Annotated in this window: 21 protein-coding genes; 15 read left to right on the top strand and 6 right to left on the bottom strand. The window is 73.6% G+C overall.

From position 1 onward, the window contains the following. Positions 1–74: 74 nt before the first annotated feature. Complete coding sequence (locus tag D1J60_RS28055; RefSeq protein ID WP_125822967.1) at positions 75–1,031, top strand: helix-turn-helix domain-containing protein; 957 nt, start codon at positions 75–77, stop codon at positions 1,029–1,031. Between the two features lie 174 nt (positions 1,032–1,205). Here D1J60_RS28055 and rsgA read toward each other — a convergent pair whose 3' ends face one another. The 4 genes from rsgA to D1J60_RS28035 all read right to left on the bottom strand — a co-directional run bounded on the left by rsgA (position 1,206) and on the right by D1J60_RS28035 (position 4,801). Next, positions 1,206–2,312, bottom strand: a complete 1,107-nt coding sequence (gene rsgA / locus D1J60_RS28050) for a ribosome small subunit-dependent GTPase A (RefSeq protein WP_125822966.1) — start codon at positions 2,310–2,312, stop codon at positions 1,206–1,208. A gap of 215 nt (positions 2,313–2,527) precedes the next feature. Beyond that, complete coding sequence (locus tag D1J60_RS28045) at positions 2,528–3,211, bottom strand: response regulator transcription factor (protein WP_185899759.1); 684 nt, start codon at positions 3,209–3,211, stop codon at positions 2,528–2,530. Continuing rightward, positions 3,208–4,296, bottom strand: a complete 1,089-nt coding sequence (locus tag D1J60_RS28040; RefSeq protein WP_164720978.1) for a histidine kinase — start codon at positions 4,294–4,296, stop codon at positions 3,208–3,210. The genes D1J60_RS28045 and D1J60_RS28040 overlap by 4 nt, the downstream gene beginning before the upstream one ends. Positions 4,297–4,336: 40 nt before the next feature. Next, positions 4,337–4,801 carry a DUF1453 domain-containing protein gene (locus D1J60_RS28035; protein ID WP_125604256.1) on the bottom strand — a complete coding sequence of 155 codons (465 nt, stop codon included), beginning with the start codon at positions 4,799–4,801 and terminating at the stop codon, positions 4,337–4,339. Positions 4,802–5,296: 495 nt separating this feature from the next. Between D1J60_RS28035 and D1J60_RS28030 the strand changes: the two genes are divergently transcribed. Then, a complete protein-coding gene (locus tag D1J60_RS28030; protein ID WP_125822964.1) occupies positions 5,297–5,695 on the top strand; it encodes a VOC family protein in 399 nt (132 codons plus the stop codon). On the opposite strand, the gene D1J60_RS28025 is transcribed toward D1J60_RS28030, so the two are convergent. Together D1J60_RS28025 and D1J60_RS28020 are read right to left on the bottom strand one after the other, a co-directional pair. Continuing rightward, a complete protein-coding gene (locus D1J60_RS28025; RefSeq protein WP_125822963.1) occupies positions 5,629–6,360 on the bottom strand; it encodes a helix-turn-helix domain-containing protein in 732 nt (243 codons plus the stop codon). The two genes, D1J60_RS28030 and D1J60_RS28025, sit on opposite strands and share 67 nt — an antisense overlap. A gap of 27 nt (positions 6,361–6,387) precedes the next feature. Next, a complete protein-coding gene (locus D1J60_RS28020) occupies positions 6,388–7,512 on the bottom strand; it encodes a YihY/virulence factor BrkB family protein (RefSeq protein WP_125595156.1) in 1,125 nt (374 codons plus the stop codon). A gap of 17 nt (positions 7,513–7,529) precedes the next feature. On the opposite strand from D1J60_RS28020, the gene D1J60_RS28015 reads away from it, so the two are divergent. From D1J60_RS28015 to D1J60_RS27960, 13 genes are all read left to right on the top strand, one after another. Continuing rightward, a complete protein-coding gene (locus tag D1J60_RS28015) occupies positions 7,530–9,173 on the top strand; it encodes an acyl-CoA dehydrogenase family protein (RefSeq protein WP_125822962.1) in 1,644 nt (547 codons plus the stop codon). A 400-nt stretch (positions 9,174–9,573) separates the two neighbouring features. After that, positions 9,574–10,839, top strand: coding sequence for a GAF domain-containing protein (locus tag D1J60_RS28010; protein ID WP_125824219.1), 1,266 nt, complete (start codon positions 9,574–9,576; stop codon positions 10,837–10,839). A gap of 5 nt (positions 10,840–10,844) precedes the next feature. Then, positions 10,845–11,408: a GNAT family N-acetyltransferase gene (locus tag D1J60_RS28005; RefSeq protein WP_125822961.1), complete on the top strand. Its 564-nt coding sequence runs from the start codon at positions 10,845–10,847 to the stop codon at positions 11,406–11,408. A 466-nt stretch (positions 11,409–11,874) separates the two neighbouring features. Then, positions 11,875–11,958: a putative leader peptide gene (locus D1J60_RS38885; protein WP_312847410.1), complete on the top strand. Its 84-nt coding sequence runs from the start codon at positions 11,875–11,877 to the stop codon at positions 11,956–11,958. A 219-nt stretch (positions 11,959–12,177) separates the two neighbouring features. Continuing rightward, positions 12,178–13,884, top strand: a complete 1,707-nt coding sequence (locus D1J60_RS28000; protein WP_125824218.1) for a nitrite/sulfite reductase — start codon at positions 12,178–12,180, stop codon at positions 13,882–13,884. Continuing rightward, the gene (locus tag D1J60_RS27995) at positions 13,881–14,060 is read left to right on the top strand and encodes a hypothetical protein (RefSeq protein WP_125595153.1); all 180 of its coding nucleotides are present in this window, start codon (positions 13,881–13,883) and stop codon (positions 14,058–14,060) included. The genes D1J60_RS28000 and D1J60_RS27995 overlap by 4 nt, the downstream gene beginning before the upstream one ends. After that, on the top strand, positions 14,057–14,755 hold the full coding sequence (locus tag D1J60_RS27990) for a phosphoadenylyl-sulfate reductase (protein WP_125822960.1): 699 nt from the start codon (positions 14,057–14,059) through the stop codon (positions 14,753–14,755). The genes D1J60_RS27995 and D1J60_RS27990 overlap by 4 nt, the downstream gene beginning before the upstream one ends. After that, complete coding sequence (gene cysC / locus D1J60_RS27985) at positions 14,755–15,345, top strand: adenylyl-sulfate kinase (protein WP_125822959.1); 591 nt, start codon at positions 14,755–14,757, stop codon at positions 15,343–15,345. The genes D1J60_RS27990 and cysC overlap by 1 nt, the downstream gene beginning before the upstream one ends. Beyond that, entirely contained in the window at positions 15,342–16,283 is a 942-nt protein-coding gene (gene cysD / locus D1J60_RS27980; protein WP_125822958.1) for a sulfate adenylyltransferase subunit CysD, read from the top strand. The genes cysC and cysD overlap by 4 nt, the downstream gene beginning before the upstream one ends. A 2-nt stretch (positions 16,284–16,285) precedes the next feature. Next, a complete protein-coding gene (locus tag D1J60_RS27975) occupies positions 16,286–17,614 on the top strand; it encodes a GTP-binding protein (RefSeq protein ID WP_125822957.1) in 1,329 nt (442 codons plus the stop codon). A gap of 211 nt (positions 17,615–17,825) precedes the next feature. Then, positions 17,826–18,959: an ABC transporter substrate-binding protein gene (locus D1J60_RS27970; RefSeq protein WP_125822956.1), complete on the top strand. Its 1,134-nt coding sequence runs from the start codon at positions 17,826–17,828 to the stop codon at positions 18,957–18,959. Between the two features lie 33 nt (positions 18,960–18,992). After that, positions 18,993–19,784, top strand: coding sequence for an ABC transporter ATP-binding protein (locus D1J60_RS27965; RefSeq protein WP_125595147.1), 792 nt, complete (start codon positions 18,993–18,995; stop codon positions 19,782–19,784). After that, positions 19,771–20,667: an ABC transporter permease subunit gene (locus D1J60_RS27960; protein ID WP_125595146.1), complete on the top strand. Its 897-nt coding sequence runs from the start codon at positions 19,771–19,773 to the stop codon at positions 20,665–20,667. The genes D1J60_RS27965 and D1J60_RS27960 overlap by 14 nt, the downstream gene beginning before the upstream one ends. Positions 20,668–20,669: the final 2 nt, after the last annotated feature.

Genomic DNA, 20,669 nt, shown 5'->3' with positions numbered 1-20,669 from the left:
GCCGAACGGGTGGGGCGTGCGGCGAAGATGTCGGCGGGAACGGGGAACGGCCCTGGGGCGTGGGGGTGGACGGGTTGCTGGGAGCGATAGGCCTGGACGAGGGCCAGGAATCGGCGTACCGGGCGCTGGTGGCACTGGGGGCGGCGGAGGTCCCCGACCTCGCACACCGGCTGGCGCTGTCCGTACCGCAGACCGAGCGGGCGCTGCGGCACCTGGAGCGCCACGGACTGGCCGCCCGCTCCCCGGCCCGTCCGGGCCGCTGGGTGGCGGCCCCTCCGCACACCGCCCTCGAGGCCCTGCTGACCCGCCAGCGGGACGAACTGGAGCGGGCGGAACGGGCCGCGACGCTGCTGGCCCTGGAGTACCGGGCGGAGGCCGCCGAACCGGCGGCGCACGACCTGGTGGAGGTGGTGACGGGCGCGAGCGCCGTGGCCCGCCGCTTCCAGCAGCTCCGGCTGGGCGCCCGGAAGGAGGTCTGCGCGCTGCTGTCGGGCCCGGAGGAGGGGGACGGCGACCGGACGCCCGCACGCGGCGTCGAACACCGGGTGGTCGTCGAGCGCGAGGTCCTCACCCTGCCCACCGGTGTGCGGGCCGCCTCCAGCGCGCTGGCCCGCGGCGCACGGATCCGGGTGTCGCCGGCGGTCCCCACCAAACTGCTGATCACGGACGGCAGCCTCGCCATGGTCCCGCTGACGCCCCCCGGGGCCGAGCCGGCGGCCCTCGTCGTGCACGCGTCGGGCCTGCTCGAATCGCTGCGGGGCCTCTTCGAGGCGGTGTGGCGGGAGTCCCTCCCGCTGCGGCTCGGCGCCACCGGCCACCCCGAGGAGGGCGACGGCGGCCCCGACACCACCGACCTGGAGATCCTCTCCCTGCTGCTGGCGGGGATGACGGACGCGAGCGTGGCCAAGCACCTGGAACTGGGCCTGCGGACGGTGCAGCGGCGCGTGAAGGGGCTGATGGAGCTCACGGGCGTGACGACCCGGCTCCAGCTGGGCTGGCACGCGTACGAACGGGGCTGGGTGGCCCGGTAGCCCGCCGATGGGCGGCACGAACCAGCCCCGCCGGCGTTTGAGGCGCCGGGGCCCGGGGGCGGAGCCCCCGCGCGGGGCCCGGGGGGCGGAGCCCCCAGGTGGGGCCGGGGGCGGAGCCCCCAGGTGGGGGCCGCTCCGCGCAGCGGCCCCCACCCCGCACTGGTCCGGCAGCGGCTAGCGCCCCCGCTTCGCCGCGTAGTTCGCGCGCCCCTCCGCGGACTTCATGCGCCAGTCCCGTGCGAGCTCCGCCCGCAGCCGGGCGTCCGTCTTCGCGACGATCCGCTGGTTCTCGCGCAGCAGCTTGCGGTAGCTGTCCAGGCGGCGCTCCGGGAGCGCCCCTTCGGCCACCGCCGCCAGCACCGCGCACCCCGGCTCCCGCTCGTGCGCGCAGTCGTGGAAGCGGCACTGTCCGGCGTACTCCTCGATCTCCGAGAAGACCTGCCCGACCCCCGCCTCCGCGTCGAAGAGGCCGACGCCGCGCAGTCCCGGGGTGTCGATGAGGACGCCCCCGCCCGGCAGGGCGAGGAGGTTGCGGGTGGTGGTGGTGTGGCGGCCCTTGCCGTCGACCTCGCGGGTCTCCTGGACGTCCATGAGGTCCGCGCCGAGCAGCGCGTTCGCCAGCGTGGACTTGCCCGCGCCGGAGACGCCGAGCAGCACGCTCGTGCCGCCGGCGACGACCGCGGCGAGCACGTCGGTGCCCTCCCCCGTGTGGGAGGAGACGGTGAGCACCTGCACGCCGGGGGCGGTGGTCTCCACGTCCTGGACCAGGTAGGCCAGGGCGGCCGGGTCCGGGACGAGGTCCGCCTTGGTCAGCACGACCAGCGGCTGCGCCCCCGACTCCCAGGCCAGCGCGAGGAACCGCTCGATGCGGCCGAGGTCGAGCTCGCCGGCGAGCGAGACCGCGATGACGGCGTGGTCGACGTTGGCGGCGAGGATCTGCCCCTCGGAACGCTGCGAGGAGGTGGACCGTACGAAGGCGGTCCGGCGCGGCAGGTACGCCTTCACGTAGCGCGGGCTGCCGGCCGTCTCGACGGCGGCCCAGTCGCCGGTGCAGATGACCCGGAGCGGGTCGTGCGGGGTGACGAAAGCGGTGTCGGCGCGGATCACGCCGTCCTCGGTCATCACGTCGCACTGGCCACGGTCGACCCGGACGACGCGGCCCGGGGCGAGTCCCTGCGCGGCGTACGGGGCGAACTCGGCGGCCCACGCCTCGTCCCAGCCGAAGGCGGCGAGGGAGGTGAGGGAGCGCGACGGAGAAGAGGGGGAAGAAGAGGAAGTCAAGGGGGACCCTTCGAAGGGTGGCCCCGGCAGCGCCCGCCCGGCGGCGGTGCGATGGGTGTGAGGTCAGCCGGAGGCCACAGGGGTGGAAACGATGACGAACTCCTGAATGCGGGCAGTGCCCGTCTCCGTGACAGTCATCAATGTCCTCACCTCCTGCTTCCTGCTGGTCCGTTCCTGCGGAACCCTAGCCCGCCCCGGCCGGCCGCACCACTGGATTAATCCGCGGCCGCCAGGCCGTTGCGGAAGGCGTAGCGGACGGCCTGGGCGCGGTCGCGGACGCCGGTCTTGGCGAAGAGGTTGTTGATGTGCGTCTTGACCGTGGACTCGCCGATGACGAGCCGCCGGGCGATCTCGGAGTTGGAGTGCCCCGCGGCGATCAGGGTGAGCACCTCGCCCTCACGTGCCGTCAGGCCGTCGGGCAGGCCGGTGCGGTGGCTCCGCGGCGGTTCCGCGCAGACGGCGGCGGCCACCAGGCGTTCCTGGGCGGCCGGGCCCAGGCTGGTCGCGCCGTCCCGTACGGCGGCGAGGGCGCGGGCGATCTCCTGCGCGTCGGCGTCCTTGGTGAGGTAGCCGCGGGCCCCGGCCCTGAGGGCGGCCAGCACGGACGCGTCGTCGCTGTAGGTGGTGAGGACGACGACGCCGGTGCCGGGGTGGGCGCCGGTGATCCGCCGGGTGGCCTCCACCCCGTCCATGCGGGGCATGCGCAGGTCCATCAGCACCACGTCGGGGGCGTGCTCGGCGACGAGCCGGACCGCTTCGGCGCCGTCCGCGGCGGCGGCTACCACCTCGGTGCCGGGGAGCAGGCCGAGGAGGAGCACGAGCCCCTCGCGCACGACGGTCTGGTCGTCGGCGACGACGACGCGGATCGGGGCTCCGGCCGGGGCGTTGGGGTCGGTCACGGTGACAGGGGTCCTTCCAGCCGGACGCGGAAGCCGGTGCCGTACGGTCCGGCGTCGAGGGCGGCCCCGATGAGTTCGGCCCGTTCGGTCATCCCGACGAGCCCGTACCCGCCCCCGGAGGCGGCGTGGGGGCCCGGGCCGGTGCCCCCGGTGTCGGTGACGCACAGCTCCCAGCGGTCCGCCGGGTAGGACAGGGTGACCACCACGTCGGCCCCTGCGGCGTGCCGGCGGGCGTTGGTCAAGGCCTCCTGGGCGGTGCGGACGACGGCGAGGGCGGCCTCGGGCGGCAGCGGGCGCGGGCCGGGGGTGACGGTGAGGTCGCACGCGGAGCCGGTCGTGCGGCGGTACTCCTCGGCCAGGCCGGCGAGGGCCTCCTGGGGGGCGGGGACGTCTCCGCGGAGCACCGCGACGGCCCGGCGGGTCTCCTCCAGGCCGCCCTTGGCGAGGGAGCGGGCCCGCTCGACGAGGGCACCGGCTTCCTCGTAATGGCCGGCGGCCAGGGTCAGGCGGGCGCTCTCCAGGTGGATGAGCTGGGCGGAGAGGGAGTGCGCGAGGATGTCGTGGACCTCGCGGGCCACGTGGGCCCGCTCGGCCAGGACGGCGCGTTCGCGCTCGGACTCCTGCGCGGCGCGGCGGGCCCGGCCGGCACGGACGTACGCGTACATGCCGCAGAGGCCGACGACGTTCCACAGTTCGACGGGGTCGCGGTCGCGCAGCAGGGTGACGGCGGCGACGGCGGCCGCGCCGCAGCCGAGGAGGGCCGCGCCGGCGGCGGTGCCGTGGCGGGCGGCGGCGAAGCCGCAGGCGGCGAAGACGAGGGCCACCCACGGCGTGCCGGGGGCCAGCAGCCCGGTGGCGCAGGCGGCGGCGAGCGCGGCCCCGAGGGCGCCGGCGCCGGCCGGGGTGCGGTCGAGGGCGGTCAGCCCGAGGACGATCAGGCCCAGCCCGGCGATCCCGCAGGCGAGGGCGGCGGCGCCGGTGGGCGGGACGAGCAGCCCGTGCAGGAACCAGCCGAGGAGCGCTACCTGCACGGCGACCCGGATGTGGGTGGTCGTGACCTGGGGCAACGGTCGTGGCGGCGGCATCTCGCCCATGCTAGGCCGTGTCCCGGGGGCGGCGTGCGGGTCATGCCGGGAGCGGGACGCGGCGGACGCGGGCGGCCAGGACCAGGCCCTGGGCGAGGATCCAGGCGGCGAGGGTGAGCAGCAGTGCCCCGGTGTGCGGGGGTATGCCGTCGGCGTAGCCGAGCAGGGCCAGGCCGGCGCGGGTGGCGAGGGAGAGCCCGAACAGCGCGAGGACGGCCTTGTTGCCCTTGGCCCACGGGGTTCCGTCGGGCTCCCGCCACACGGTCATGGCGCGGCCCATGAGGAGGCCCAGCCCGAACGCCACCCCGGTCTCGGCGGCGAGCAGCAGGACGGCCGCCACGGGGTGCCGGGGCTCGACCAGCCCGCCGCCGGCCACGGCGAAGAAGGCCAGCACGGCGGGCAGGACCCAGAGGCGCTCCTGCTCCTTGACGGGCCGCCCGGTGAACCGGCGGACCACGACGAGGACGATGACGAGGGCGGTGACGAGAAGGCGTGCGGCATCCATGGGTTCCACGCTAGGAGCGGCCGGGGCGGCTGTGATCGGCGCCGGGGTGGATCCCGGGTGGAGGTCCGCTCTCCACCCGGGGGTGGAGCCCACCGGCCTCCCGAGCCCGGGCCGTTCCGGGAGGTCGGGGGTCGGGCGTCCGCGCCGGGGTGGGCGCCGCGCGGGGCGGGCGCCGCGCGGGGCGGGCCAGTGCGCGGGACGGGCCAGTGCGCGGGACGGGCCAGTGCGCGGGACGGGCCAGTGCGCGGGACGGGCCAGTGCGCGGGACGGGCCAGTGCGCGGGACGGGCCGGTGCGCGGAGTGCGCCGGTGCGCGGGGCGAGGTCACCTGCCCTCCCCCAGGCTCCGTCCGGGGGGACCCCCGCTTCACCGTTCCTCGGGGCTCCGTCCCGAACCCCGCGCCTCAGACGCCGGTGGGGCTGGAGCGGGTGCCGGGCCGGCGGGCGTGTCCGTTTCGTTCAAGACCGTCGGGCGGCCGCGTGCCTAGCCTGCGGGCATGACTCCACGACTCGACATGATCGGCCTGGTCGTCTCCGACATGGCCGCCTCGCTCGCCTTCTACCGCCGGCTCGGCCTGGACGTCCCCGCCGGCGCCGACGACCTGCCGCACGTCGAGGCCGTGCTGCCCGGCGGGCTGCGGATCGGCTGGGACACCGAGGAGACCGTCCGCTCCTTCGACCCCTCCTGGACCCCGCCCCGCGGCGGGCAGCGCCGGGAGCTCGCTTTTCTGTGCGAGTCCCCCGCGGAGGTGGACGCGCTGTACGCGGAGCTGACGGGCGCCGGGTACGAGGGGCACCTGAAGCCCTGGGACGCCTTCTGGGGCCAGCGCTACGCGGTGGTGCTCGACCCCGACGGCTGCGGGGTGTCGCTGTTCGCGCCGGCGGACGCCGTGTAGGCCCCGAGGGTGGTCCCGGCCAGCGCGCGCACCTCGCGGGCCAGGTGCGCCTGGTCGGCGTACCCGGCGGCACAGGCCACCTCGGCCTGCGGCAGCCCGCGCCGGGCCAGGGCCAGCGCCCGCTGGAGGCGCAGCACCCGGCCCAGGGTCCGGGGGCCGTACCCGAAGGCGTCGAGGCAGCGCCGGCGCAGCCGGCGTTCGCCGAGGCCGACGGCCCGGGCGATGGCGGCGACGGGCTGGCCCGCGCGGAGCCGGGCCGTGACCTCGGCGGGGAGCGGGTCGGGCGGGCCCGCGGCGGCGAGGCGGGTCCGGGCCAGCGCTTCGAGGGCCGCGCACGGGTCCCCGTACGCGGCCGTGCGCGCGGTGAGGCGGCGTACCTCGGGGCCGGGCCACAGGTCGGCCAGCTCGACGCGCCGGTCGAGGAGCTCATGGGCCGGTACGCCGAGCAGCGCGGGCGCGGTGCCGGGGGCGAGGCGGATTCCGGCGAAGGCGCGGCCGGGGACCTCCCCGGCGGGGTGCGGGCCGGTGTCGGGGCCGGCGACCAGCAGCCGGCCGCCGGTCCAGAGCAGGTCCATGCACCCGTCGGGCAGCACGACCCCGCCGGGCCCCTCGGCCCGCCAGAGCACGGCTCCGGCCACGGCCCGGGACGGCGCTTCCTCGTACACACCGCCACCGTAGGCCGTGGTCGCCGGTCAGTGCTTGCGCAGGCGGGAGGTGTAGTCGTCGGGCGGGAGGAAGTTCGACCAGCGTTCGGGGAACTCCGAGGGCATCCCGGCGTCCTCGTCGTCCTCCGACTCCCCCTCGGCGAGGGCCCGCCAGGCGGCGGCGCGGGCGACGAGCTGGGCGGCCTCGGCCTCGCGGACCCGCTCGTTGGCCTCGCGGGCGGCGGCGGTGGCCACGGAGGGCCAGACCCGGTCGATGGCGGCGTTGACGGCGGCGCCGACGAGCACCGCGAAGGCCGAGATGCCGATCCACAGCAGGATCGCGACGGGCGCGGCCAGCGACCCGTAGATGGTCGGGCCCTCCACCGTGTTGGTCAGGTAGATCCGCAGCAGGAACGATCCGAGCACCCACATCGCGAGCGCGACGAGCGCGCCGGGCACGTCCTCGATCCACGGCGACCGGACGGGGACGGACACGTGGTAGAGGGTCGTCAGGAAGGCGATGGAGAGCAGGGTGACCACCGGCCAGTACAGGACGGCGATCACCTCGGTGCTCCAGGGCACCAGGCGGACGACGGCGTCGGGTCCGACGACCATCAGCGGCAGCACGATCGCGCCGATCAGCAGGGCGATCACGTAGAGGAGGAAGGCCAGCAGCCGCGTCTTGACGATGCCCCGCTGCCCGTCGAGCCCGTACATGACGGTGATGGTGTCGATGAAGACGTTGACGGCGCGGGAGCCCGACCACAGGGCGAAGGCGAAGCCGAGGGAGATCAGGTCGGGCCGGCCGCGGCTGGTGACGTCGTCGAGCATGGGTCTGGCGATGTCGTTGACGCCGCGGTCGGACAGGACGGTGCCGACCGCGCGCAGGATGTTCTCCTCGATGCTGGCCACGGACTGGGTGTTGGTCCAGCCGTCCACGTAGCCGAGCAGACCCAGCAGGCCGAGGAAGAGCGGCGGCAGGGAGAGCAGGGTGAAGAAGGCGGCTTCGGCGGCGAGACCGAGGATCCGGTACTCGATGCACGAGTTGACGGTGTCTTTGAGGAGCAGCCAGCCCATCTTGCGCTTGGAGACGTTGCGGTAGAGGACGCGGGCCCGGTGGAGCCTGCCCGGGCGTACCGGGGTCCCCTCGGGTGTTTCTTTTGCTGGCTGCACGTCCTTACGGTATCCGCATGGCAGCCACCACCCACACAGTCAGCAACCAGGCCCCGCCGCTCGTCGGGTACGAGGTCTACCTCGGCGACCGCGCCCTCACCGAGGGCGTGGAGCGGCACCTCGCCGACGCGGCCCCCGAACTCCGCGACGAGGTACGGGAGGAGCTCACCGCGCTCGGCCGCGCCGCGGGTTCGGCGCAGGCCCAGCGGTGGGGCCGGGAGGCGAACGAGAACCCGCCGGTGCTGCGGACGCACGACCGCTACGGGAACCGGATCGACGAGGTGGAGTTCCACCCGTCGTGGCACCGGCTGCTCGGGCACGCGGTCGGCGCCGGGCTGACGGACGCCTGGGGGCGTCCGGCCGGCCACCTGCGGCGGGCGGCGGGCTTCTTCCTGTGGTCGCAGGCGGAGGCGGGGCACGGCTGTCCGGTGTCGATGACGCACGCGGCGGTGCCGGCGCTGCGGGCCGATCCGGAGCTGGCGGCGCAGTGGGAGCCGAGGCTGACCTCGCACGTGTACGAGGAGGGGCTGCGGCCGGCCGGGCAGAAGGCCGGGGTGCTCTTCGGGATGGGCATGACGGAGAAGCAGGGGGGCAGCGACGTACGGGCGAACACGACGTCGGCGGCTCCGCTGGACGCGGCCGGGGAGTACGTGCTGACCGGGCACAAGTGGTTCTGCTCGGCGCCGATGTCGGACGGGTTCCTGGTGCTGGCGCAGGCGCCGGGCGGGCTGACCTGCTTCCTGGTGCCGCGGGTGCTGCCGGACGGGACGCGCAACGCGTTCGCGATCCAGCGGCTGAAGGACAAGCTGGGCAACAAGTCGAACGCCTCGGGGGAGATCGAGTTCTCCGGGACGTGGGCGCGGCGGGTGGGCGAGGAGGGCCGGGGGGTGCGGACCATCATCGAGATGGTCGCGGCGACCCGACTGGACTGCGTGATCGGTTCGGCCTCGCTGATGCGGCAGGCGCTGACGCAGGCCGTCCACCACGCGGAGCACCGCTCTGCTTTCGGAGCGCCGCTCATCGACCAGCCGCTGATGCGCAACGTCCTCGCCGACCTCGCCGTGGAGTCGGAGGCCGCCACCGTCCTCACGCTGCGTCTCGCGGCCGCGTACGACGCCGGCACCGACCAGGAGCGGGCCTTCCTGCGCCTCGCGGTGCCCGCCGCGAAGTACTGGGTGACCAAGCGGTGTACGCCGATGGTGGCGGAGGCCCTGGAGTGTCTGGGCGGCAACGGCTACGTCGAGGAGTCCGGCCTGCCGAGACTGCTGCGCGAATCCCCGGTGAACTCCATCTGGGAGGGCTCGGGCAACGTCCAGTCCCTGGACGTGCTGCGCGCGCTCCAGCGCGAACCCCGGGCCCTGAACGCGTTCCTCCAGGAGGTCGGCCTGGCCAGGGGCGCGGACCACCGGCTGGACGCGGCGATCAAGAACCTGCTGACGGAGCTGGCCGACCTCGACGGGATCGAGGCCCGGGCCCGCAGGGTGGTGGAGCGGATGGCCCTGGTGCTCCAGGGCTCGCTGCTGGTCCGCTGGGCCCCTTCGGAGGTGGCGGACGCGTTCTGCGCGTCCCGGCTCGGCGGTGACTGGGGGGCTGCCTTCGGCACTCTGCCGCACGGCCTCGACCTGGCCGAAGTGGTGGCACGGGCGCGGATCACGGGCTGACGGCGGTCCCCAGACCACCCTGCTCCCCGGCCGCGGTGGTCCCCAAACCATTGCGCGGCCGGCGGAGCGGTCAGCGCCGGATCCGAGCCCGTGGAGGTGGGATCAGGAGTGGCGCCGCGCCGACTCGGCACCACCCCTGGTCCAAGAGCCCCGAGGAAGGAGCTGTCACGCCGCTCGGCGGCGTGCCCATAGTTTCGGTCGGGTGACCGGGGGTTGGCGAGGGTTGCATACCGTTGCAACCCTGCATTCCTTACGGCTCGGAATTCGCCCGCCGCATGTGCCCGGGAAGTACGCGCGTGCGGCACGGGGGGCGGCTTGCGCAGTACGTCCTGTTCAGCACGGGGAGGTTCCGGTGGCCAACACCGCAGGCAGCACGGTCGACGTGGCGCGCATCTCGGCCATGGACACGCGGGAGGCGACGCGCCTGCTGAAGGGGGTCCGGGCAGCGGCGCTGGCCGGGGACCGTCCGCCGGCCGCCCCCCGCCCCGAGATCGCCGAGTCCTGGCGGCGGATGCTCGCCGGCGGGGTGCACCCCGACCGGGACGCCCGCTCGCGGTTGCTGTCGGCCGCCGAGACCGAGGAGCGCCGGCAGGTCTCGCCGCTGCGGGAGGTCCTGCCGGTGCTGCGCGAGGGGCTGCTGCCCGCGCTGGACGAGGCCCTGCACATCATGGTCGTCGCCGACGCGGACGGGCGGCTGCTGTGGCGGGAGGGGCACCGGTCGATCCTGCGCAAGGCGGACCGGCTGGGCTTCGCGGTGGGGGCCGACTGGGACGAGGCCGTGGTCGGCACGAACGGGGTGGGCACCGCGCTGGTGACGCGGCGGCCGGTCCAGGTGTTCTCGGCGGAGCACTTCGTCTCCAGCCACCACGACTGGACCTGCGCGGGGGCGCCCGTGCACGACCCGAGGGACGGCCGGCTGCTGGGCGTGGTCGACGTCAGCGGCCCGCTGGCCACCATGCACCCGGCCACCCTGGCCTGGGTGAGCTCCGTGGCCCGGCTCGCCGAGCGTGAGCTGCGGGTGCGGCACCTGGAGTCCCTGGAGCGGCTGCGGGCCGTGGCGGCGCCGCTGCTGGCCCGGCTGCCCGGGCGGGCCGCGGTCGTGGACCCGCACGGCTGGACGGCGGCGGTGACGGGGCTGGCCCCCGCCGACCGGGTCGCCCTGCCGAAGGGGCTGGGCCCCGGCCCGGCGTGGGTCGGGCAGCTGGGCGACTGCGTGGCGGAGCCGCTGCCCGGCGGCTGGCTGCTGCGGCTGGCCGAGGCGCGCGGCGCCGCGCCGGCGGTGAGCCGGGTGGTGCTGGACCTGAGCGGGCCCCGGTCCTGGTCGGCGACCGTGTACGGGGCAGCCGGCAGCTGGTCCCAGGAGCTGAGCCCGCGCCACGCGGAGCTGCTGTTCCTGCTGGCGGAGACCCCGCGGGGGCGTTCGGCGGCGGAGCTGGCCGCCGAGCTGTTCGGGGACCCGACGCGGACGGTGACGGTGCGCGCCGAGCTGTCCCGGGTGCGCAGGCACCTGGCGGGGGTGCTGACGCACCGGCCGTACCGGTTCGCGGAGGACGTGGAGGTGGAGCTGATCCGCCCGGCGGACCCGGGCCGGCTGCTGCCCCACTCCACCGCCCCGGCCGTGATCAGGGCCCGCCTGGGCCGCGGCGGGGCGCCCGTGGTTCCCTGAACGGCATGAGCACCATCACCCTCACCACCTGGTCCCTGGAGATGACCTCCCCCGAGGACCTCGTCCCGGCGGCGATACCGGGCCCGGAGATCACCATCACCCGCGCGGAAGTCCCGTCCCCGGAGCTGAGCCGCTTCCTGTACGCCTCGGTGGGCCAGGACATCCACTGGACGGACCGGCTGTCGCTGACCCGCGCGCAGTGGGTGGAGCTGCTGGAGCGGCCGGGGGTGGAGACGTGGGTCGCGTACGACCGCGGCACCCCGGCGGGCTACGTCGAGCTGGACCCGCAGCCCGACGGCGTGGTGGAGATCATGTACTTCGGCCTCCTGCCGGACTTCCGGGGCCGCCGCATCGGGGGCCACCTGCTGACGTTCGGCACGGCCCGCGCCTGGGACCTCGCGTCCCGCTGGCCGGACCGCGAGCCGACCCGCCGGGTGTGGGTCCACACGTGCAGCCAGGACGGCCCGACGGCGATGGACAACTACCGGCGCCGCGGCTTCAAGGTCTTCAAGACGGAAACGGAACCCACGGAAGAAACCCCGACCCCGGGCCCCTGGCCGGGCGCGTAGCCCCTGCCCCGGCCGGGCGGGGACCGGGTGCCGCTGCGCGGAGCTGCCCCCGACCCGCCCTTCCACCGTTCCCCGGGCGCTGCCCGGACCCGCGCCTCAAACGCCGGCGAGGCTGAAAGAGCCGGGCGCTGCGCGCCCGGTGCGCTCAAACGCCGCGCGGGCTGGATGTGTCCAGCCCCGCCTGGGGGCACCTCCCAGCGGTAGCTTGGGGAGTTTGAGGCGCGGGGGTCTGGGGGCGGAGCCCCCAGGGAACGGGCGAAGGGCGGGTAGGGGACCCCCGCCCCGCACCCGACGGCCGGAGGCCGGCGCAGCGGCGCGAAGCCGGGGAGGCGCCCCGGCGCCGAGCCGTGCGAGCGGCGTGTCAAAAAAGGTGACCCCGGTCACGTGGTCTCATGATCCGGGACGAGTTCGTCCGCATCGTGGACAGTAGTGGACTCCTCCAATCGGCACATGACACGCTTCGGCCATGAATGGAGCTGGAATTGCCTTGGTGAGTCGGCGGCACGTCGACCTCGGCCGCATGTCCAGCGCCATCTGTCCGGCGCGCTGACGGAACCAGCACCCGCCGCACATCGCCGCAGTCCCCGCCGCCGCGGACGCGTCGATCACCCGCAAGCCCCCTGAGGCCGAACGCCGCCCCCTGCCTGTCGGCAACCCCGACACGCGGGCGGAAACCGGCCACACCTGCTCGGAGACTCCAGCGTGACAGGGGCGCGCCGCCGCTCCCCCCTGCCTCCACGTCGAGCCGTTGAAGAAGGACGTACCCGCCATGGCCGCCACCCCTCAAACGCCCGCAGCCGCCCCCGCAGCCGCAGCGCGCCGCAAGACCGGCCGTCACCGCGGCGAGGGCCAGTGGGCCGTCGGGCACCACACGCCCCTCAACGGCAACGAGCAGTTCAAGAAGGACGACGACGGTCTCAACGTGCGGACGCGCATTGAGACGATCTACTCCAAGACGGGCTTCGACTCGATCGACCCCAACGACCTGCGCGGCCGCATGCGCTGGTGGGGCCTCTACACCCAGCGCAAGCCCGGGATCGACGGCGGCAAGACCGCGATCCTGGAGCCGGAGGAGCTGGACGACAAGTACTTCATGCTGCGCGTCCGCATCGACGGCGGCCGGCTGACCACCGAGCAGCTCCGCGTCATCGGCGAGATCTCCGAGGAGTTCGCGCGGGGCACCGCCGACCTCACCGACCGCCAGAACGTGCAGTACCACTGGATCCGGATCGAGGACGTTCCCGAGATCTGGCGCCGTCTGGAGGCCGTCGGCCTGTCGACCACCGAGGCCTGCGGTGACACGCCCCGCGTCATCCTCGGTTCGCCCGTCGCCGGCATCGCCCAGGACGAGATCATCGACGGCACGCCCGCCATCGAGGAGATCTACCGCCGCATCGTCGGCAACCCGGACTTCTCCAACCTGCCGCGCAAGTTCAAGTCGGCGGTCTCCGGCTCGCCGCTGCTCGACGTGGCGCACGAGATCAACGACATCGCCTTCGTCGGCGTGAACCACCCCGAGCACGGTCCCGGCTTCGACGTGTGGGTCGGCGGCGGCCTGTCCACCAACCCCAAGCTGGGCGTGCGCCTGGGCACCTGGGTCTCCCTGGACGAGGTCCCCGACGTCTACGAGGGCGTCATCTCGATCTTCCGCGACTACGGCTACCGGCGCCTGCGCACCCGCGCCCGCCTGAAGTTCCTGGTCGCCGACTGGGGCGCGGCCAAGTTCCGCCAGGTCCTGGAGGACGAGTACCTCAAGCGCAAGCTGACCGACGGCCCCGCGCCCGAGCAGCCCAGCGGCCAGTGGCGCGACCACGTCGGCGTGCACCAGCAGCAGGACGGCAGGTTCTACGTCGGCTTCGCGCCCCGCGTCGGCCGGGTGGACGGCGCCACCCTCACCAAGATCGCGGACGTCGCCGAGCAGCACGGCTCCGGCCGCCTGCGGACCACCGCCGAGCAGAAGATGATCGTCCTCGACATCGAGGCCGACCGGGTCGACTCCGTCGTCGCCGCCCTGGAGGCGCTGGACCTGCGGGTCAAGCCGTCCCCGTTCCGCCGCGGCACGATGGCCTGCACCGGCATCGAGTTCTGCAAGCTGGCCATCGTCGAGACCAAGGCGCGCGGCGCCTCGCTGATCGACGAGCTGGAGCGCCGCCTGCCGGACTTCGCCGAGCCGCTCACCATCAACATCAACGGCTGCCCGAACGCCTGCGCCCGTATCCAGGTGGCGGACATCGGTCTCAAGGGGCAGCTGGTCCTGGACGACGACGGCAACCAGGTGGAGGGCTACCAGGTCCACCTCGGCGGCGCCCTCGGCCTGGAGGCCGGCTTCGGCCGCAAGGTCCGCGGCCTCAAGGTCACCTCGGCCGGTCTGCCCGACTACGTCGAGCGGGTCGTCAAGCGCTTCGAAGAGGAGCGCGAGGACGGCGAGCGCTTCGCCGCCTGGGTCGGCCGCGCCAGCGACGCGAGCCTCTCATGAGCGAGCGCGCCGCACCGTTCTACTGCCCGTACTGCGGCGACGAGGACCTGTTTCCCCACGAAACGGGTCACGGCGCCTGGGAATGCAGGGCCTGCAACCGGGCCTTCCAGCTCAAGTACCTCGGCCTGCTGTCCCGGGGTGTCCAGTCCAACGCCGCTGGAGGGGACGAGATATGACCACCACTCAAGACGCGAGTCCCAGAGAACTGGCCGAGCAGGCGGGCCGCGACCTCGAGGACGCCTCCGCGCTGGACATCCTGCGCTGGGCGGTCGACACCTTCGGGAAGAAGTTCTGCGTGACCTCCTCCATGGAGGACGCCGTCGTCGCCCACCTGGCTTCGCGGGTCGCTCCGGGTGTGGACGTGGTCTTCCTCGACACCGGGTACCACTTCGAGGAGACGATCGGCACCCGGGACGCGGTGGAGGCGGTGATGGACGTCAACGTCATCACGCTGACCCCGCGCCAGTCGGTCGCCGAGCAGGACGCCCGGTACGGGCCGAGGCTCCACGACCGCGACCCGGACCTGTGCTGCGCGCTGCGCAAGGTCAAGCCCCTCGAAGAGGGCCTGACCGCGTACGACGCGTGGGCGACGGGCCTGCGCCGCGACGAGTCCCCCACCCGGGCGGGCACCCCGGTCGTCGGCTGGGACGAGAAGCGGGGCAAGGTCAAGGTCTCCCCCATCGCCCGCTGGACGCAGGACGACGTGGACGCGTACGTCGCCGAGCACGGGGTCCTCACCAACCCGCTGCTGACGGACGGCTACGCCTCCGTCGGCTGCGCCCCCTGCACCCGCCGGGTCGCGGAGGGCGAGGACGCGCGGGCCGGACGCTGGGCCGGACGCGGCAAGACCGAGTGCGGACTGCACGGCTGATGACCACGACACCTACGGAAACCACGGAACTTACGGAGAAGCGGATGAGCGTGACCGGCCAGGGAGCCACGGTGTGGCTGACCGGTCTGCCCAGCGCGGGCAAGACCACCATCGCGTACGCGCTGGCCGAGCGGCTGCGCGCCGAGGGCCACCGGGTGGAGGTGCTCGACGGGGACGAGATCCGCGAGTTCCTCTCCGCGGGCCTGGGCTTCAGCCGCGAGGACCGGCACACCAACGTGCAGCGGATCGGCTTCGTCGCCGAACTCCTCGCCAGCAACGGCGTGAAGGCCCTCGTCCCCGTGATCGCGCCGTTCGCCGACAGCCGCGAGGCCGTCGCGAAGCGGCACGCCGCCGCTTCGACGAACTACCTCGAAGTGCACGTGGCCACCCCCGTCGAGGTGTGCTCCGAGCGCGACGTGAAGGGCCTGTACGCCAAGCAGGCGGCGGGCGAGATCTCCGGTCTGACCGGCGTCGACGACCCCTACGAGGCACCGCAGAACCCGGACCTCCGCATCGAGTCGCACACGCAGACCGTGCAGGAGTCGGCCTCCGCCCTGCACGCACTGCTCACCGAGAGGGGTCTGGCATGACCACCGCCGCGCACCCGCACACCGAGTCCGGCTCCGACGCGCCCTACGCGCTGTCGCACCTCGACGCCCTCGAGTCCGAGGCGGTGCACATCTTCCGCGAGGTGGCGGGCGAGTTCGAGAAGCCGGTGATCCTGTTCTCCGGCGGCAAGGACTCCATCGTCATGCTGCACCTGGCGCTGAAGGCCTTCGCGCCCGCGCCGGTGCCGTTCGCGCTGCTGCACGTGGACACCGGGCACAACTTCCCCGAGGTCCTCGCCTACCGCGACCGCGCCGTCGAGAAGCACGGCCTGCGCCTGCACGTGGCCTCCGTCCAGGAGTACATCGACGCCGGCAAGCTCCGCGAGCGCCCCGACGGCGTCCGCAACCCGCTGCAGACCGTCCCGCTCACCGAGGCCATCCAGCAGCTCAGGTTCGACGCCGTCTTCGGCGGCGGCCGCCGCGACGAGGAGAAGGCCCGCGCCAAGGAGCGCGTGTTCTCCCTGCGCGACGAGTTCTCCCAGTGGGACCCCCGCCGCCAGCGCCCCGAACTGTGGCAGCTCTACAACGGCCGCCACGCCCCCGGCGAGCACGTCCGCGTCTTCCCCCTCTCCAACTGGACCGAGCTCGACGTCTGGCAGTACATCGCCCGCGAGGACATCGAACTCCCCGAGATCTACTTCGCGCACGAGCGTGACGTCTTCCAGCGCAACGGCATGTGGCTGACCGCCGGCGAATGGGGCGGCCCCAAGGAGTCCGAGCCCGTGCAGAAGCGCCTCGTGCGCTACCGCACCGTCGGTGACATGTCCTGCACCGGCGCCGTCGACTCCGACGCCGCCGACCTCGACGCCGTGATCGCCGAGATCGCCGTGTCCCGGCTCACCGAGCGGGGCGCGACCCGCGCCGACGACAAGCTGTCCGAGGCCGCGATGGAAGACCGCAAGCGCGAAGGGTACTTCTAACCATGACGACCACCACCGAGCAGCTCAGCGCCACCACGCTGCTGCGCTTCGCCACCGCGGGTTCCGTCGACGACGGCAAGTCCACCCTCGTGGGCCGCCTGCTGCACGACTCGAAGTCGGTCCTGGAGGACCAGCTGGAGGCCGTGGAGCGGGTCTCCGCCGACCGCGGCCAGGACGCCCCGGACCTGGCGCTGCTCACCGACGGCCTGCGCGCCGAACGCGAGCAGGGCATCACCATCGACGTGGCCTACCGCTACTTCGCCACCGCCCGCCGCCGGTTCATCCTGGCCGACACCCCCGGGCACGTGCAGTACACCCGGAACATGGTCACCGGCGCCTCCACCGCCGACCTCGCCGTGGTCCTCGTCGACGCCCGCAACGGCGTCATCGAGCAGACCCGCCGGCACGCCGCCGTCGCCGCCCTGCTGCGCGTCCCCCACGTCGTCCTCGCCGTCAACAAGATGGACCTCGTGGGCTACCAGGAGCCGGTCTTCGCGAAGATCGCCGAGGAGTTCAACGCGTACGCCTCGGAGCTGGGCGTCCCGGAGATCACCGCGATCCCGATCTCGGCCCTCGCCGGCGACAACGTGGTCGAGCCCTCCGCGAACATGGACTGGTACGGCGGCCCGACCGTCCTGGAGCACCTGGAGACCGTCCCGGTCAGCCACGACCTCACCGCCTGCCCGGCGCGTTTCCCGGTGCAGTACGTGATCCGCCCGCAGACCGCCGAGCACCCCGACTACCGCGGCTACGCGGGCCAGATCGCCTCCGGCGTCCTGCGCGTCGGCGAGGCCGTCACCGTCCTGCCGTCGGGCCGCACCTCGGTCATCGAGGGCATCGACGCCCTCGGCGAGTCCGTGGACATCGCCTGGTCCCCGCAGTCGGTGACCCTGCGCCTCAAGGACGACATCGACATCTCGCGCGGCGACCTGATCGCGCCGTCCGCGACCGCCCCGGCGACCACGCAGGACGTCGTCGCCACCGTCTGCCACGTCGCGGACCAGCCGCTGGCCGTCGGCGCACGGGTGCTGATCAAGCACACGACGCGCACGGTCAAGGCGATCGTCAAGGAGATCCCCTCCCGGCTCACGCTGGACGACCTGTCCCAGCACCCGGACCCCGGGCAGCTGGTGGCCAACGACATCGGCCGCGTCGTCGTCCGCACCGCCGAGCCCCTCGCGCTCGACGCGTACGCCGACTCCCGCCGCACCGGCTCCTTCCTGCTGATCGACCCGGCCGACGGCACCACCCTGGCGGCCGGCATGGCCGGCGAGTCCTTCGCCTCCAGGGCCGAGGTCGTGGCTGCGGACGAGGACGGGTGGGACTTCTAGTGATGCCCGCCGACATGTACTCCACTTTCGCGAAGGAGGGCGGCCGCGTGGGCAGCGGCGCCCTCGGCAGCGGCCAGGGAGGGGTGGCGCGATGTGCGCGATGACGTACGCGCACCTCATGCGCACCCCCCGCGAGCCGTACCCGCCCACGCACCACAGACGAAGACCCGCGCCGTAGTCCCCTGACGGCGCGTCGAGAGGAAGCCCTCCCGTGCCTGCCCCCCGTGACACCCGCAAGACCCCGCGCCGCGGCCTCGCCGCCGTCGCCGCCCTGCCGCTGCTGATCGGCGCCCTCGCCTCCTGCGGCTACGGGTCCCAGGCCGAGAAGACCGCCGACGCGGACGCCCGGCCGGCCGCCGCCGACGGCGGCGGCCAGAAGCTCTCCGCGTCCGAGGTCCGCATCGGGTACTTCCCGAACCTGACCCACGCCACCGCCCTGGTCGGCCTCCAGGAGGGCCTGATCGAGAAGGAGCTGAACGGCACCAAGGTCAAGCCGCAGTCCTTCAACGCCGGCCCCTCCGAGATCGAGGCCCTCAACGGCGGCTCCCTCGACATCGGCTTCATCGGGCCCTCGCCGTCCATCAACGGCTACGTCAAGTCCAAGGGCTCCAACCTGCGGATCATCTCCGGCTCCGCCTCCGGCGGCGTCAAGCTGGTCGTGAACCCGGACAAGATCAAGACCCTGGACGACCTCAAGGGCAAGAAGATCGCCACCCCGCAGAAGGGGAACACGCAGGACGTCGCGTTCCTCAACTGGATCTCCGAGAAGGGCTGGTCGGTCGACCCCGAGTCCGGCAAGGGCGACGTGTCGGTGGTCCGTACGGACAACAAGGTCACCCCCGACGCCTTCAAGCAGGGTTCGATCGACGGCGCCTGGGTGCCCGAGCCCACCGCATCCAAGCTCGTCTCCGACGGCGGCTCCGTCCTCCTCGACGAGGGCAGCCTGTGGCCGGGGAACAAGTTCGTGATCACGAACGTCATCGTGTCGCAGAAGTTCCTCAAGGAGCACCCGGACGTCGTCGAGGCCGTACTGCGCGGCACGGTGAAGACCAACGAGTGGATCCACTCCAACCAGGACAAGGCGAAGGCCTCCGCGAACGCCCGGCTCCTCGCCGAGACCGGCAAGGGGCTGGACCCGAAGGTCATCGACCCGGCGTGGCCGAGCATCTCGGTCACCGACGACCCGCTGGCGGCGACGCTGAAGAAGCAGTCGGAGTGGGCGGTCAAGGCCAAGCTCCTGGAGAACCCCGACCTGGCCGGCATCTACGACCTGACGCTCCTGAACAAGGTCCTCAAGGCCGCCGGCAAGCCCCCGGTGTCCGACGCCGGCCTCGGCGCCAAGTAACCCGTAGTCCAGCAATCCCAGGAGGTGACGACCATGGCCACCACTCTCGCCAAGGCTGCCGAGGGCTCGGTAGCGGAGCAGACGCACGCCGCCCGCATCGAGCACGTCTCGAAGTCCTTCTCCGGCCCGGCCGGATCGCAGCTCGTCCTGGACGACATCAGCCTCGATGTCGCTCCCGGAGAGTTCGTCACGCTCCTGGGGGCATCGGGGTGTGGCAAGTCCACCCTGCTGAACCTGGTCGCGGGTCTGGACAAGCCGTCGGCGGGGTCCATCGAGACCCTCGGCCGTCCGGCCCTGATGTTCCAGGAGCACGCCCTGTTCCCGTGGCTCACCGCGGGCAAGAACATCGAGCTGGCGCTGCGCCTGCGCGGCGTCGCCAAGGCCGACCGCAAGCCCGAGGCCGACCGGCTGCTGGAGCTGGTCCGGCTCGGCGGCGCGTACGGCAAGCGGGTCCACGAACTCTCCGGCGGCATGCGCCAGCGCGTCGCCCTCGCCCGGGCCCTCGCCCAGGACAGCCGCCTCCTGCTGATGGACGAGCCGTTCGCGGCCCTCGACGCCATCACCCGCGACGTCCTGCACGGCGAGCTCACCCGCATCTGGGAAGAGACCGGCGTGTCGGTCCTGTTCGTCACCCACAACGTGCGCGAGGCCGTCCGCCTCGCCCAGCGCGTGGTCCTCCTCTCCTCCCGCCCGGGGCGGGTCGCGAAGGAATGGACCGTGGACATCCCGCAGCCGCGCCGCATCGAGGACGCGGACGTCGCGGAACTGTCCCTCGAGATCACTGAACACCTGCGTGGGGAGATCCGCCGCCATGGCCAGCACTGACACCACTTCGAAGGCCCCGGCGAAGACCGACGACCTGGCCGGCCTGGAGGCCGGCCTGGACGCCCTCGACGCGGTCCAGACCCACCGCACGCCGGTGCGCGAGGTCCTCACCAAGAAGGTCCTGCCCCCGGCGCTCGCCGTCACCCTGGTGCTGGTGGTCTGGCAGGTCCTGGTCTCGGCGAAGGTCACCGAGGAGACCAAGCTCCCCGCCCTGTCCGCCGTCTGGCACAGCCTGTCCGACATGTGGCTCAAGGGGACGCTCGTCGAGGTCGTCTGGACCTCGGTCTCCCGGGGCCTCCTCGGCTTCCTCCTCGCCCTCGCCATCGGCACCCCGCTCGGCCTGCTCGTCGCCCGGGTGAGGTTCGTCCGCGCCGCGATCGGCCCGATCCTCCAGGGCCTCCAGTCGCTGCCGTCGGTCGCCTGGGTGCCGCCGGCCGTGCTCTGGTTCGGCCTCAACGACGCCATGATGTACACGGTGATCCTGCTCGGCGCGGTGCCGTCGATCGCCAACGGCCTCGTCTCCGGCATCGACCAGATCCCGCCGCTGTTCCTGCGGGCCGGCCGCACCCTGGGGGCCACGGGCCTGCGCGGTGCCTGGCACGTGGTCCTGCCCGCGGCCCTGCCCGGCTACGTCGCCGGCCTCAAGCAGGGCTGGGCCTTCTCCTGGCGCTCCCTGATGGCCGCCGAGATCATCGCCAGCTCCCCCGACCTGGGCCTCGGCCTGGGCCAGCTCCTGGAGAACGGCCGCAACAACATCGACCTGCCGGGCGTGTTCCTCGCGATCATCCTGATCCTGGTCGTGGGCATCGCCATCGACCTGCTGATCTTCAGCCCCGTCGAGCGGTGGGTCCTGCGCAGCCGCGGCCTCCTGGTCAAGAACTGAGC

The organism is Streptomyces sp. W1SF4, assembly GCF_003950035.1.
In the GTDB taxonomy this organism is placed as follows: Bacteria; Actinomycetota; Actinomycetes; order Streptomycetales; family Streptomycetaceae; genus Streptomyces; species Streptomyces racemochromogenes.
Note: the sequence above shows the minus strand (reverse complement) of the source record. Positions and strands in the feature narration are given on the sequence as shown.